A 14329-nucleotide genomic window follows, 5' to 3' on the forward strand; every position below is an offset into this window, starting at 1 on the left:
CCCCGGTCGTACCGATACCGCCCGCAGAACTCCCCTCGCCCACGAAGTTTCGAATTCCTTCAAGGAGTTGTAGACGATGTCCAAGCAATTGCTAGTCCGTCGCGCCGCCGTCCTCGGCGCCGGCGTCATGGGCGCCCAGATCGCCGCGCACCTGACCAACGCCGGCGTCGACACGGTCCTGTTCGACTTGGCCGCGAAGGAAGGCGACCCCAACGGCGTGGTCGCCAAGGCCATCGCCAACCTGGCCAAGCTGAGCCCGGCGCCGCTGGCGAGCAAGGCCCTGGCCGAGCGCCTGACCGCGGCCAACTACGACACCGGCCTGGAACAGCTGCGCGACTGCGACCTGGTGATCGAGGCGATCGCCGAGCGCATGGATTGGAAGCAGGACCTGTACAAGAAGATCGCCCCGTTCGTGCCGGCGCACGCGGTGCTGGCCTCCAACACCTCCGGCCTGGGCATCAACAAGCTCGCCGAGGTGCTGCCGGAAGAGCTGCGCCACCGCTTCCTCGGCGTGCACTTCTTCAACCCGCCGCGCTACATGCACCTGGCCGAGCTGATCCCGGCCAAGACCACCGACGCGGCGGTGCTGGAGGGCCTGGAAACCTTCCTCACCACCACCCTGGGCAAGGGCGTGGTGATCGCCAAGGACACCCCGAACTTCATCGGCAACCGCATCGGCGTGTTCTCGATGCTGGCGGCGATGCACCACACCGAGCAGTTCGGCCTGGGCTTCGACACCGTCGACGCGCTGACCGGCCCGGCGATCGGCCGGCCGAAGTCGGCGACCTTCCGCACCGCCGACGTGGTCGGCCTGGACACCATGGCCCACGTCATCAAGACCATGGCCGACACCCTGCCCGACGACCCGTGGCACGGCTATTTCCAGGCGCCGAAGTGGCTGTCGGCGCTGATCGGCAAGGGCGCGCTCGGCCAGAAGACCGGCGCCGGCGTGTACACCAAGAAAGGCAAGGACATCCTGGTCCTGGACCTGGCGGCGCAGGATTACCGCGCCTCGGCCGGCGAGCTCGACGCCGAAGTGGCCGGCCTGCTGAAGGAAAAGGACCCGAGCAAGAAGTTCGCCGCGCTGCGCGCCAGCCAGCACCCGCAGGCGCAGTTCCTGTGGGCGGTGTTCCGCGACAGCTTCCACTACAGCGCCTTCCACCTGGAATCGATCGCCGACACCGCGCGCGACGTCGACTTCGCCATGCGCTGGGGCTACGGCTGGTCGCTGGGCCCGTTCGAGACCTGGCAGGCCGCCGGCTGGAAGCAGGTCGCCGACTGGATCGCCGAGGACATCGTCGACGGCAAGGCCATGGCCAGCGCGCCGCTGCCGAACTGGGTGTTCGACGGCCGCGAAGGCGTGCACGACGGCAAGGGCAGCTACAGCCCGGGCCGCAATGCCCAGGTGCCGCGCTCGTCCAACCCGGTCTACGCGCGCCAGCGCTTCCCCGACGCCCTGATCGGCGAGAAGTTCTCGCAGGGCCGCACCGTCTATGAAAACGACGGCATCCGTCTGTGGGCCGACGACGGCGACGATATCGCCGTGATCAGCTTCAAGACCAAGATGCACACGGTCAACGATCATGTGCTCAACGGCATCCAGGAAGCCATCGCCATCGCCGAGAAACAGTTCAAGGGCGTGGTGATCTGGCAGCCGAAGGAACCGTTCTCGGCCGGCGCCGACCTGTCCGGCGCGCTGGGCCTGCTGCAGGCCGGCGACATCAAGGGCTTCGAGGCGATGGTCGCCAACTTCCAGGCCACCAGCCAGCGGATCAAGTACTCGCTGGTGCCGGTGGTCGCGGCGGTGCGCGGCCTGGCCCTGGGCGGCGGCTGCGAGTTCCAGATGCACGCCGCGCGCAGCGTGTTCGCGCTGGAAAGCTACATCGGCCTGGTCGAGGCCGGGGTCGGCCTGCTGCCGGCCGGCGGCGGCCTGAAGGAATTCGCGGTGCGCGCCTCCGAGGCCGCCGGCCCGGGCGGCGACGTGTTCGCCCAGCTCAAGACCGCCTTCGAGAGCGTGGCCATGGGCAAGGTCTCGACCTCGGCCTTCGAAGCGCGCGAGCTCAAGCTGGCCCGCGACGGCGACGCGGTCGTGTTCAACGCCTTCGAGCTGCTGCACGTGGCCAAGGCCCAGGCGCGCGCGCTGGCCGAAAGCGGTTACCGCCCGCCGTTGCCGGCGCGCCGCATCCAGGTCGCCGGCGACGTCGGCATCGCCACCTTCAAGATGCTGCTGGTCAACATGCTCGAAGGCCGCTTCATCTCGCCGCACGACTACGAGATCGCCAGCCGCATCGCCACCGTGATCTGCGGCGGCGAAGTCGACCGCAACTCGCTGGTCGACGAGGAATGGCTGCTCAAGCTCGAGCGCGAGCACTTCGTCGCCCTGGCGCAGATGCCCAAGACCCAGGAACGCATCGCGCACATGCTCAAGACCGGCAAGCCCCTGCGCAACTGACCTTGCGCCGGGAACAAGCCTCTGCGCAACCGACGTTGCGCCGGGAATTGAGAATCGAGAATCGTTAAAGCGGGATACGGCGATCGGGACGGGAATCGGGCTTCGGCTCTTCGATTCCCGATTCCCGACTCCCGATTCCCGACTCCGGAGAATCCAATGAGCAAGCAAGTGCAAGAAGCCTACATCGTCGCCGCCACCCGCACCCCGGTCGGCAAGGCGCCGCGCGGCGTGTTCCGCAACACCCGTCCCGACGACATGCTCGCCCACGTGCTCAAGTCGGTGGTCGCGCAGGCGCCGGGCATCGACCTGGGCCGGATCGACGACGCGATCATCGGCTGCGCGATGCCGGAAGGCGAGCAAGGCATGAACGTGGCGCGCATCGGCGTGCTGCTGGCCGGCCTGCCCAACACGGTCGCCGCGCAGACCATCAACCGCTTCTGCTCGTCCGGCCTGCAGGCCGTGGCCCTGGCCGCCAACGAGATCCGCCTCGGCAACGCCGACCTGGTCCTGGCCGGCGGCACCGAGTCGATGTCGATGGTGCCGATGATGGGCAACAAGGTCGCCCTGAGCCCGTCGGTGTTCAAGGACGACCACGTCGCCATCGCCTACGGCATGGGCATCACCGCCGAGAAGGTCGCCGAGGAATGGAAGGTCTCGCGCGAGGAACAGGACGCGTTCGCCCTGGCTTCGCACCAGAAGGCCATCGCCGCGATCCAGGCCGGCGAGTTCAAGAGCGAGATCAGCCCCTACCAGATCGCCTCGCACCTGCCCGACCTGGCCGGCAACACGATCCGCCTCAAGCAGGCCCTGATCGATACCGACGAAGGCCCGCGTCTGGACACCACTCTGGACGGCCTGGGCAAGCTCAAGCCGGTGTTCCGCAACGGCCAGTTCGGCGGCACCGTGACCGCCGGCAACAGCTCGCAGATGAGCGACGGCGCCGCCGCGGTGCTGCTGGCCTCCGAACAGGCGGTCAAGGACTACGGCCTGACCCCGCTGGCCCGCTTCGTCAGCTTCTCGGTCGCCGGCGTGCGTCCGGAAGTGATGGGCATCGGCCCGATCGCGGCGATCCCGAAGGCGCTCAAGCAGGCTGGCCTGAGCAAGGACCAGTTGGACTGGATCGAACTCAACGAAGCCTTCGCCGCGCAGGCCCTGGCGGTGATCCGCGACAGCGAGCTGGATCCGTCCAAGGTCAACCCGCTCGGCGGCGCGATCGCGCTGGGCCACCCGCTCGGCGCGACCGGCGCGGTGCGCACCGCGACGATCGTCCACGGCCTGCGCCGTCGCCAGCTCAAGTACGGCATGGTGACCATGTGCATCGGCACCGGCATGGGCGCGGCGGGGATCATCGAAGCGCTGTAAACGCGCCCCACGGCGCCCCGGTCCGGGGCGCCGGCGAGGAAGCGAGGGAAAGGCGGCCGGGTTCCGGCCGCCTTTCTGCGTTTCGGGGTCCGCCGCGGAAGCGGAGCATGCGGTGCGCCGGACCGACGTCGGCGCTGTGGCGCTTGGTTGCTGGTTGCTACGACAACGGCACGGAGAGCGCCAGGGCAAAAGCAAGAGCAAAAGCAAATCCCCCGCGTCCGCTACGCGGCCGCCGCCCCCTTTTTCAAAGGGGGCAACTGCACCGCCCCCCCTTTCCCCATTTCGAAAAGGGGGCAACTGCACGGCGCCCTACTCCCCTCCCCATTTCGAAAAGAGAGCAGCTGACAGCGCCTCCCGCTCCCATTCCCCCCTTTGAAAAAGGGGGGCTAGGGGGGATTTGCCGTTGCTGTTGCCGTTGCTGTTGCCGTTGCTGTCCCCGCCGCGGTTGCCGTCACTCTTCCCTGCCCCGCCGCACACCCGCGAACCTCGCCGATCGCGACCCTCGAGGTCACGCCAACCGGGTACCGTTCGGCACCGGCCGCTCGATCGCGGTGACGACCACGCCGTCCTCGGTCGGAAATCCGGTCAGCAGGAATTCGGACACGAACGGGCCGATCTGCTTGGGCGGAAAATTGATCACCCCGACGATCTGCCGGCCGACCAGGTCCTGCGCCGCATACAGATCGCGGATCTGCGCGCTGGTCTTGCGGATGCCGTGCGGGCCGAAGTCGACCCACAGTTTCCACGCCGGCTTGCGCGCTTGCGGAAACTCCTCGACCTGGGTCACCGTGCCGGCGCAGATCATCACTTTCTCGAAATCGCTCCACCCGATCAGGCCGTGTGCGGCGTGGTGGGTGCTGTCGTTGCGGGCGCTGCCGTCGCGAGTGTTGTCGTCGCCGGTCTGGCTCATGCGCTATGTCCTTCGCTGCGGTCTTTCCACCAGTCCTTGAACTGGGCCCAGGTATAACTGATTTGCGCCGCCGCCAACCCGGCCGGCTTCCACGCCGAGACCAGGCCGTAGTCGCTCAACTCGCGCCAGCGGTCGTCGCCCACTGCGATCGCCGCGGCCAGGCGCTCGCCGGCGAAGGTGGTCGGCGCCACGCCGTGGCCGCCGAAAGCCTGGGCCAGCCACAGCCCTTCGTCGATCCGGCCGATCTGCGGCATCTGGTGGCGGGCGTAGCTCATCAGCCCGGACCAGGCGTAGTCGATGCCGACTCCGGCCAACTGCGGAAACACCTTGAGCAGGTCGCGGTACAACAACCGCTGGACCTGCTCCGGCGAGCGGTCCAGTACCGAGATCCGGCCACCCCACAGCAAGCGCGTGTCCGGCAGCGGCCGATAGTAGTCGAAGGCGAAACGGGTGTCGTAGACCGCCGCGCGCGTGCGCAGCGCCCGTTCCAGGTGCGCGCCGAGCGGCGCGGTGACCATGACGTAGGTCGCGATCGGCATCACCGCCGCGTCGACGTCGCGGCGCAGGCCGGCCAGGTAGCCGCCGCAGGCCAGCACCACCTGCTCGGCCTCGACCTCGCCCTGGGCGGTGCGCACCCGCCAGCCGGCGCCGTTGCGTCGCAGCTCGATCGCCGGGCTGGCTTCGTGCACCGCCACGCCGAGCCGGCCCGCCAACGCGGCCAGGCCCTGGGCGTATTTCAGCGGATGGAAGTGCAAGGCCCGCGGTTCGTACAGGGCGTCGTGGTAACGCTCGCTGCGCACCTGCTCGCGCAAGCGCTCGCGCGGCCACCACTCCCACTCGACCCCGTAGTGTTCGGCCAGCAGGCGCTGGCGCGCGCGCAGCACCTGCGGATCGCGGAACCAGTTGGCCCACAGGATGCCGGCTTCGACCGCATCGCAGTCGATGCGGTGCTCGTGGATGCGCCGGCGGATCAGTTCCACCGCCGCGGTGGTGCCCGCATACAGGGCGCGGGCGCGCTGCGCGCCGAGCTCGCGCAGCAGCGCGTCCTCGCCGCGCGAGAAACCGCCGAACACGAAGCCGCCGTTGCGCCCCGAGGCGCCGTGGCCGACCGTCTGCGCTTCCAGCAACACCACCTCCGGCCAGTCGCGTTCGGCCAGCCCCAGCGCGGTGTTGAGCCCGGCGAAACCGCCGCCGATCACGCAGACCCGGGCGCTGCGGCGCTGCTGCAGCGGCGGCCACGACGGCGCCTGCGGCAGGCTGGCGCGATAAAAACTGTCGGCGGGCATGGACATGGGACGAGAGCGGCTGTTCTGATGGCGGCGTTGAGGACGGCGATCGACGGCGAAGAGTGCCGCAGGACATGCAAAACACCGACATCCACGACATCCACCGTGCCGACCTAGCCTACCGCAGACGCAGCCTGGCCTTGCTGGGCGCGCTGGCGGTGATGTGCGGCCTGGGCCTGTGGCAATGGCGCGACTGGCTGCTGGCCGTGCAGGCCCAGGCCCTGGCCGGTCCGGCCGCGCAGGCGCGGCATGGGCTCGGCCTGGCGATCGCGGCGATGCTGGCCGCGCCGGTGCCGCCGCTGGTCCTGTGGGGCCGAAGCCTCTGCCGGCTCGGCCGTGCCGCGAGCGCGCAAGGCCGGTTCCCGCCGCACGAATGGAAGACCTACCGCGACGTGCGCGTGCTGCGCGGCGAGATCGCCGCGGCCTGGGCGCGGCGCAGTCTGTCGATGGGCCGCGCCGCGCAGGTCGCGGCCGGCGCCTGCGCCACGGCCTCGCTGCTGGCCCTGGCCTGGGCGGGCAGCGGCTAGGAAGGAGATAGCGGCAAAGCTTGTGTCTTTGACTTCGCTAAGTCCTGACTCCTACTTGTTACCTTCTGGCTCTCTACCCGACTCCTGGCTTCAAGCCAGATCCTCGACGCCGAGTTCGCTGAGCGCGTTCTGCATCAGCTGGCGCGCCGAATCGCTGAGGGTCTCGTGGTCGAGCGCGTAGCGGATGGTCGCCTCGATCAGGCCCAGGTGGGTGCCGCAGTCGAAGCGGGTGCCCTGGAAGCGATAGGCGTTGACCGTTTCCTGCTCGAGCAGGGTCGCGATCGCGTCGGTCAGCTGGATCTCGCCGCCGGCGCCCGGAGTGGTGCTTTCCAGCAGTTCGAAGATGCGCGGGTTGAGCACGTAGCGGCCGACCACGGCCAGATTGCTCGGCGCGGCCTCGGGCTTGGGCTTCTCGACGATCGCGCGGATCCGGCCCTGGCGGGCCTGGAAGCCGTCGGTGGCGACGATGCCGTAGCTGCCGGTCTGCTCGCGCGGCACGTCCTGCACCGCGATCACGCTGGCGCCGCTGGCCTGGGCCGCATCGGCCATCTGCTTGAGCGCGCCGGGGCCGCGGTTCCAGATCAGGTCGTCCGGCAACACCACCGCGAACGGTTCGTTGCCGATCACTTCCTTGGCGCACAGCACCGCATGGCCCAGGCCCAGCGCTTCGGCCTGGGTCACGAACACCGCGCGCACGCCTTCCGGCAGCACATGGCGGATCAGCTCCAACTGCTCGGTCTTGCCCGAGCGCTCCAGCTTGTGTTCGAGCTCGTAGGCCTTGTCGAAGTAATCGGCGACCGCGTGCTTGTAGCGGTTGGTGACGAAGACCAGGGTGTCGCAGCCGGCTTCGATCGCCTCGTCGACCGCGTACTGGATCAACGGCCGATCGACGATCGGCAGCATTTCCTTGGGCACCGTCTTGGTGGCGGGAAGGAACCGGGTGCCCAGACCGGCCACCGGAAACACGGCCTTGCGGATACGGGCCTTGACGGGAGCTGTAGCCATCAAATCTTCCTGGCGTTACGGGCGGGAAATGCGACCACCGTAGCCGACTCTTTGTAATCCGGATGTTCGCCGACCGGCTGGAATTCCGGGACTGCGATGCGCAGCAAGGAATTGAGCGCGTCGCGGTCGTACCGCACCGAGGCCTCGCGCAGCTGCTGCAGCGAGCCTTCCAGCGCCGTCATCGACACGTCGCGCGGCTCGGCCTGCAGGATCTTGGGATGCACCGTCGGGCGGTAGCGCTCGTCGGCGTGGAACAAGGTCTCGTGCAGCTTCTCGCCCGGGCGCAGGCCAGTGTAGACGATGGCGACGTCGCGCCCCGGGGTCTTGCCGGCCAGGCGGATCATCTGCTCGGCCAGCAGGCGGATCGGCACCGGCTCGCCCATGTCGAGGGTGTAGATCGCTTCGTGGGTGCCGATCGCCGAGGCCTGCAGGATCAGCTGGCAGGCTTCGGGGATGGTCATGAAGAAGCGGGTCACTTCCGGATCGGTCACGGTGACCGGGCCGCCGCTGCGGATCTGTTCGCGGAACAGCGGCACCACGCTGCCGGCCGAGTCGAGCACGTTGCCGAAGCGCACGGTGACGAACCGGGTCGCGCGCTGGTCGGCCAGGGCCTGGCAGGTCATCTCGGCCAGGCGCTTGGTCGCGCCGAGCACGTTGACCGGGTCGACCGCCTTGTCGGTGGAGATCAGGACGAAGGTGCCGACCCCGGCGGCGCGGCAGGCGCGGGCCACGGTTTCGGTGGCCAGCACGTTGTTGCGCACCGCTTCGCGCAGTTGCGCTTCCAGCAGCGGCACCTGCTTGTAGGCGGCGGCGTGGAACACGGCTTCGGGTTCGGCCAGCTTCAGCGCGTACTCGATCACCGCCTTGTCGCCGCAGTCGCCGAGGATCGGGATGAACTCGACATCGGGGAAGTCGCGACGCAGCGCGGTCTCGGTGGTGACCAGGGCCAGTTCGTCGATCTCGATCAGGGCGATCCGGCTGGCGCCGTGGCGGGCGCTCTGCCGACACAGCTCCGAGCCGATCGAACCGCCGGCGCCGGTGACCAGCACCGAACGCGCGCCGAGCCAGCTGCGGATCGCTTTCCAGTCCGGCATCACCGGCTTGCGCCCGAGCAGGTCCTCGATCGCCACTTCCTTCAGTTCGCCAGGCAGCGAGCGGCCTTCCAGCACGTCCTGCAGGCGCGGCACCATCCGGAACGGCACGCCGGTGCGTTCGCAGGCCATCACCACCCGCTGCATCGCCGTGGCGTCGGCCGAGGGCATCGCGATCACCAGCAGCTTGGCCGCGGTTTCGCGCGCGATCTCGGCGACGTCGTCGACCTGGCCCAGCACCGGCACGCCCTGGACCTTGCTGCCGCGCAGGCGCGCGGCGTCGTCGAGGAAGCCGACCGGATGGTAGGTGCCGAAACGGCGCAGGTCGCGCACCAGCGCCTCGCCGGCGCGGCCGGCGCCGAGGATCAGGATCCGCACCGAGACCGCGTTGGCGCTGTCGATGCGGCTGTCCTTCCAGGCCCGGTACAGCAGGCGCGGGGCGCCGAGCATGCCCATCAGCACCAGCGGGTACAGCACCAGCACGGTGCGCGGCACCAGGTCGAGGCGGTTGTACAGGAACAGCCCCAGCACGATCGCGAACAGGCCGAGCATGCAGGCCTTGAAGATGTTCCAAAGATCGGGCACGCCGGCGAAACGCCACAGCCCGCGATACAGGCCGACCTGCCAGAACACCAGGCCCTGCGCGGCCAGCACCAGGGCGATCTCGGTCGACCACAGCGGCAACGCCGGCGGCGTGGGGACCACGCCGAAACGCAGCTTGTGCAGGGCCTGCCAGACCAGCCACACCATCGCGAGATCGTGCGCGACCACCGCCAACCGGGGCAACGCGCCTTTCAAACGATCACGCAATGAGTTCATTCCTTGCCTCTGCTAAGTCGGTCGAATCGAACATCCGGGGTGCCGCGGATCGCAACGACGACGCCCCGCCGATAGTCGGTCGGGGCGTCAGGCCGCCTGGGCGCGGTCCGGTGTTTCGGCCCTGCGGATAAGCCACCAAAAAAAAGCGCCGGACATATACCACGCCGCTCCCATACCCAAGATGAAACCAGTCCGGACTTCGGTCACATAGCGCAGCGACACTACGGCCAGCAGCGTGAAAGCCGCATAAGCGAGGGTGACCCGAGTGTGCCCTACCCGACGCGCCCAGACTTGGTAAGCGTGCTGGGTGTGCGGCGTCCACCAACGTTCGCCGCGACGGACTCGGCTCAGCAGGGTCAGGCCGGCGTCGACCATGAATGCGGCAAGCGGCCACAGCAGCAGGGCTGAACGCGAGCCGAGCCCGCTCGCCGCCAGCGCGGCCAGACCGGCCAGGGCGTAGCCGATCGCGCCGCTGCCGACGTCGCCCATGAAGATCCGCGCGCGCGGGAAATTGAACGGCAGAAAACCCAGGCAGGCCGCCGCCAGGGCCAGCGCCAGCCAACTCCACACCGGACCGCCCAGCCAGGCCAGGGCCACGGCGACCAGGGCCGCTTGCGAGGCAGCCAGGCCGTTGATCCCGTCCATGAAGTTCCACACGTTGGTCAGGCCGATCGCCAGGGCGAACGCAGCCAGGCCGAGCCAGGGATCGCCCTGCAGCGCCCCCACCGCGGCGCCCAGCAGGGCCGAGGCCAGGGCATGCACGCCCAGGCGCAGCCAAGGCGACAGCGGCCGGTGGTCGTCGACCCAGCCGATGCCGGCGATCAGGATCAGACCGAGCCCGAACGCCGCCGCCAACGGCGCATGCGTCGGAAAGCGCACCCCGACCGCGACCGTCGCGATCAGCAAGGCGGCGACGATGGCGATGCCGCCGCCGCGCGGCGTCGCCACGCTATGGCTGCGGCGCTCGCCAGGTTCGTCGATCATGCGCCGGTGCAGCGCATAGGCGCGCGCCAGCCAAGTGCCCGCGGCGCCGAGCGCCGCATAGATCGCGATCCAAGCCCACATCGCTCAGACCACCGCGTAGTTGAGCAGCGGCTTGACCGTGCCCCACTCCTTGCAGCTCGGGCATTGCCAGTGGTGGCTGCGCGCGCCGAAGCCGCAGCGGTTGCAGCGGTAGCTCGGATTGCGTACCAGCAGTTGGTCGGTGATGTGCTTGAGGTCGTGCAGGGTCGCCAGCGGATCGGCGTTCTCGGCCAGGGTCAGGTCGATCAGGGCGGCCTCGCCGCGCACCGACGGCCGGTCCTTGAGCTGGCGCGCCAGGTAGGCGCGTGCGGCCGGCACGCCGTCTTCGGCCTCGACCATGCGGGTCAGCGCCAGCACCGGAGCGATGCCGCGGTAGTGCTCGCACATCTCGGCCAGGAAGGCGCGCGCGCCGGTCGCGTCGCCGTCGCGCTCGTAGCAGCTCAACAGCGCCGGCAGCACTTCCGGCAGGTAGTCCGGGTCGGCGCGGGCGACGCGCTCGAAGGCGCGGATCGCCGCGCCGTCGTTGCCGGCCTCGACTTCGATCCGGCCTTCGAGCATGCCAGCGCGGACCGAGTTGGCGTCGGCCTCGTAAGCGCGCTTGACCGCTTCGCGCGCGGCGTCGATCTCGCCGGCGGCGCGGTGGCGGTCGGCCAGTTCGCATTCGAACTGGGCGATCAGCTTGCCCATCGGTTCGCCGGTCGCCGCTTCGAAGCGCTGCGCGTTCTCGATCGCCTTGCCCCAGTCGCGCTCGGCCTGGTAGATGCCGATCAGGTGGCGCAGCGCCAGCGGCGCGCGCATGTCCAGCGCGACCAGGTCGCTGAACACCGTCTCGGCGCGGTCGAGCAGGCCGGAGCGCATGTAGTCCTCGCCCAGCGCGAGCAGGGCCTGGACCTTCTGCTGATCGCTCAGGCCGGGGCGCTGGACCAGGGCCTGGTGCAGGCGGATCGCGCGGTCGACTTCGCCGCGGCGGCGGAACAGGTGGCCCAGCGCGACCTGGGTCTCGAAGGTGTCCTTGTCCAGTTCGGCGATGTGCAGGAACAGCTCGATCGCCTTGTCCGGCTGCTCGTTGAGCAAGTAGTTGAGGCCGCGGAAATACGTGGTCGACAGGCGGCTGACCTGGGTGTCGCTATGGCGCTCGCCGCCGCGTCGGCCGACCACCCAGCCGCCGATGGCGGCGATCGGCAGCAACAGGAAGAACCAGAACCACTGGCTGATGAACTCCATGCTCAGACCTCGGGACCGGTGAGGTTCGGCTCGGCGGCCGGCGCTGCGGAAGCGGCGCGCTCGGCGCGGGCCAGGCGACGGCGCAGCGGCAGCACCACGCTGGCGCTGATCGCCAGGCCGCCGATCAGGGCGCCGATCAGCAGGGCCACGATCAGGGCGATGCCCAGCGAGGTCGGCGGCACGAAACCGATGCCGAGGTCGATGCTGACGATCTGGCGGTTGAGTGCGCCGAGGATCGCCCCTGCCGCGAGGCAGGCCAGGGCGACGAGAAGGCGGATCACGCGCATGGGAGAGTTCCGGAAGTCGTGCACCGGCGGGTGCGTGTCGCGCCTAGCTTAACGGACGCGAATGCAGGCCGCGTAGATGCGCGGACGGGCCGGCGAGGCGCCGGACGGACGAATCGGGAGGTTGCCGCAAAGGCCGGCGCGGCGCAGCGGACGCGGCGCGGGCGGCCCGGTTTGGCCGGATCAGGCGTCTTCGTCGAGCGGGGTCGCCCCGCTGACGCGTTCGCGCAGTTCCTTGCCGGGCTTGAAGTGCGGCACGTGCTTGCCGGGCAGCGCGACCGATTCGCCGGTCTTGGGATTGCGGCCCAGGCGCGGCGGACGGTAATGCAGAGAGAAGCTGCCGAAACCGCGGATCTCGATGCGGTCGCCGGCGGAGAGCGCGCCGCCCATCATTTCCAGCAAAGCCTTCACCGCCAGATCCACATCGTCGCCCTTGAGGTGGGCCTGACGCTGCGAAAGGATCTCGATGAGCTCGGACTTGGTCATAGGCGAAACGTGGCCTGGCCGCGAAAGATTCGGAAGTGCTGCGGCGTCGCGATCGCTCGCGATCCCCTGCCGCAGACCGAAGGCGGCCCGGCCCTGCCGGGCCGCCTCGGTGGAGCATCGGTGTTGCCGGCCCGGACGAACCGGGCCGTAGTGCCTGAAACGGAACAGCGTTTACTCGGACTTGCCGCCCAGACGCTCGCGCAGCAGCGCGCCGAGGCTGGTGGTGCCGCTGGCGGCGTCGCCGGCCTGACGGTTGTAGTCGGCCAGAGCCTCCTGCTGCTCGGCTTCGTCCTTCGCCTTGATCGACAGCTGCATGCTGCGGCCCTTGCGATCGGTACCGATGATCTTGGCCTCGACTTCCTGGCCGACCTTCAGGTACTGCGAAGCGTCTTCGACGCGCTCCTTGGCGATGTCGCGCGCGGCGACGTAGCCTTCGATGCCGTCGGCCAGCTCGATGGTGGCGCCCTTGGCGTCGACTTCCTTCACCACGCCCTTGACGATCGAGCCCTTGGCGTTGGAAGCGACGTACTGACCCATCGGGTCCTGCTCCAGCTGCTTGACGCCCAGGCTGATGCGCTCGCGCTCCGGATCGACCGCCAGGACCACGGCTTCCAGGGTGTCGCCCTTCTTGAAGTTGCGGACCACGTCTTCGCCGGTGGTGTTCCAGCTGATGTCGGACAGGTGGACCAGGCCGTCGATGCCGCCGTCCAGGCCGATGAAGATGCCGAAGTCGGTGATCGACTTGATCTGGCCTTCGACCTTGTCGCCCTTCTTGTGGATGGCCGCGAAGGTCTCCCACGGGTTGCTGGTGACCTGCTTCATGCCCAGCGAGATGCGGCGACGCTCTTCGTCGACGTCCAGGACCATGACCTGAACCTCGTCGCCGACCTGGACGATCTTGGACGGGTTGACGTTCTTGTTGGTCCAATCCATCTCGGACACGTGCACCAGGCCTTCGACGCCCGGCTCGATCTCGACGAACGCGCCGTAGTCGGTGACGTTGCTGACCTTGCCGAACACGCGGGTGTTGGCCGGGTAGCGGCGGGCGATGTTGTCCCACGGATCCTCGCCCAGCTGCTTGAGGCCGAGCGAAACGCGGTTGCGCTCGCGGTCGTACTTGAGCACGCGGACGTCGAGTTCCTGACCGACTTCGACCACTTCGGACGGGTGACGCACGCGCTTCCACGCCATGTCGGTGATGTGCAGCAGGCCGTCGATGCCGCCGAGGTCGACGAACGCGCCGTAGTCGGTGAGGTTCTTGACCACGCCCTTGAGGATCGCGCCTTCCTGCAGCTTCTCCATCAGCTGTTCGCGCTCGACGCTGTACTCGCTCTCGACCACCGCGCGGCGGGAGACGACGATGTTATTGCGCTTGCGGTCCAGCTTGATCAGCTTGAACTCGAGTTCCTTGCCTTCCAGGTAGGCGGAGTCGCGCACCGGGCGCACGTCCACCAGCGACCCCGGCAGGAAGCCGCGGACATCCTTGATGTCGACGGTGAAGCCACCCTTGACCTTGCCGCTGATGCGGCCGGTGATGGTTTCGTTCTTTTCCAGCGCGGCTTCCAGCTCGTCCCACACCATCGCGCGCTTGGCCTTCTCGCGCGAAAGGACGGTTTCGCCAAAGCCATTTTCGATCGAGTCGAGGGCGACCTTGACTTCGTCGCCTTCGGCGACGTCGATCTCGCCGGCGTCGTTACGGAACTGTTCGATCGGCACGATGCCTTCGGACTTCAGGCCGGCGTTGATCACCACCACGTCGCCGCGGACTTCCACGACGACGCCGGTGACGATGGCGCCCGGCTTCAGCTTGGCCAGGTACTGCTGGCTCTGTTCGAACAGTTCGGCAAATGATTCGGTCAT

The 14329-nt window shown here is 68.7% G+C and carries 12 protein-coding genes; 3 read left to right on the forward strand and 9 right to left on the reverse strand.

Features of this window, described 5'->3' with window-relative positions; all coding sequences use genetic code 11:
- Window positions 1-76: 76 nt before the first annotated feature.
- Window positions 77-2452: a 3-hydroxyacyl-CoA dehydrogenase/enoyl-CoA hydratase family protein gene (locus AC3A57_RS05730; protein ID WP_487578010.1), complete on the forward strand. Its 2376-nt coding sequence runs from the start codon at window positions 77-79 to the stop codon at window positions 2450-2452.
- 156 nt (window positions 2453-2608) lie between these two features.
- Window positions 2609-3814, forward strand: a complete 1206-nt coding sequence (locus AC3A57_RS05735; protein ID WP_487578011.1) for an acetyl-CoA C-acyltransferase — start codon at window positions 2609-2611, stop codon at window positions 3812-3814.
- 508 nt (window positions 3815-4322) lie between these two features.
- Here AC3A57_RS05735 and AC3A57_RS05740 read toward each other — a convergent pair.
- Complete coding sequence (locus AC3A57_RS05740) at window positions 4323-4724, reverse strand: tRNA-binding protein (RefSeq protein ID WP_487578012.1); 402 nt, start codon at window positions 4722-4724, stop codon at window positions 4323-4325.
- Window positions 4721-6016, reverse strand: a complete 1296-nt coding sequence (locus AC3A57_RS05745) for an NAD(P)/FAD-dependent oxidoreductase (RefSeq protein WP_487578013.1) — start codon at window positions 6014-6016, stop codon at window positions 4721-4723. Before AC3A57_RS05745 ends, AC3A57_RS05740 begins: the two co-directional genes overlap by 4 nt.
- A 68-nt stretch (window positions 6017-6084) precedes the next feature.
- On the opposite strand from AC3A57_RS05745, the gene AC3A57_RS05750 reads away from it, so the two are divergent.
- Window positions 6085-6537: a hypothetical protein gene (locus AC3A57_RS05750; protein WP_487578014.1), complete on the forward strand. Its 453-nt coding sequence runs from the start codon at window positions 6085-6087 to the stop codon at window positions 6535-6537.
- Window positions 6538-6627: 90 nt separating this feature from the next.
- On the opposite strand, the gene galU is transcribed toward AC3A57_RS05750, so the two are convergent.
- From galU to rpsA, 7 genes are all read right to left on the reverse strand, one after another.
- On the reverse strand, window positions 6628-7542 hold the full coding sequence (gene galU, locus AC3A57_RS05755; RefSeq protein WP_487578015.1) for a UTP--glucose-1-phosphate uridylyltransferase GalU: 915 nt from the start codon (window positions 7540-7542) through the stop codon (window positions 6628-6630).
- On the reverse strand, window positions 7542-9452 hold the full coding sequence (locus AC3A57_RS05760) for a polysaccharide biosynthesis protein (RefSeq protein ID WP_487578016.1): 1911 nt from the start codon (window positions 9450-9452) through the stop codon (window positions 7542-7544). The genes galU and AC3A57_RS05760 overlap by 1 nt, the downstream gene beginning before the upstream one ends.
- An 87-nt stretch (window positions 9453-9539) precedes the next feature.
- Complete coding sequence (locus AC3A57_RS05765; RefSeq protein ID WP_487578017.1) at window positions 9540-10517, reverse strand: MraY family glycosyltransferase; 978 nt, start codon at window positions 10515-10517, stop codon at window positions 9540-9542.
- Between the two features lie 3 nt (window positions 10518-10520).
- Window positions 10521-11699: a lipopolysaccharide assembly protein LapB gene (gene lapB, locus AC3A57_RS05770; protein WP_487578018.1), complete on the reverse strand. Its 1179-nt coding sequence runs from the start codon at window positions 11697-11699 to the stop codon at window positions 10521-10523.
- Window positions 11700-11701: 2 nt separating this feature from the next.
- Complete coding sequence (locus AC3A57_RS05775; protein WP_487578019.1) at window positions 11702-11986, reverse strand: lipopolysaccharide assembly protein LapA domain-containing protein; 285 nt, start codon at window positions 11984-11986, stop codon at window positions 11702-11704.
- A 180-nt stretch (window positions 11987-12166) separates the two neighbouring features.
- Entirely contained in the window at window positions 12167-12469 is a 303-nt protein-coding gene (locus tag AC3A57_RS05780) for an integration host factor subunit beta (RefSeq protein ID WP_064749921.1), read from the reverse strand.
- A gap of 171 nt (window positions 12470-12640) precedes the next feature.
- Complete coding sequence (gene rpsA, locus AC3A57_RS05785) at window positions 12641-14329, reverse strand: 30S ribosomal protein S1 (protein ID WP_221672445.1); 1689 nt, start codon at window positions 14327-14329, stop codon at window positions 12641-12643.

This window comes from Lysobacter sp. Soil_C_15 (genome assembly GCF_057657315.1).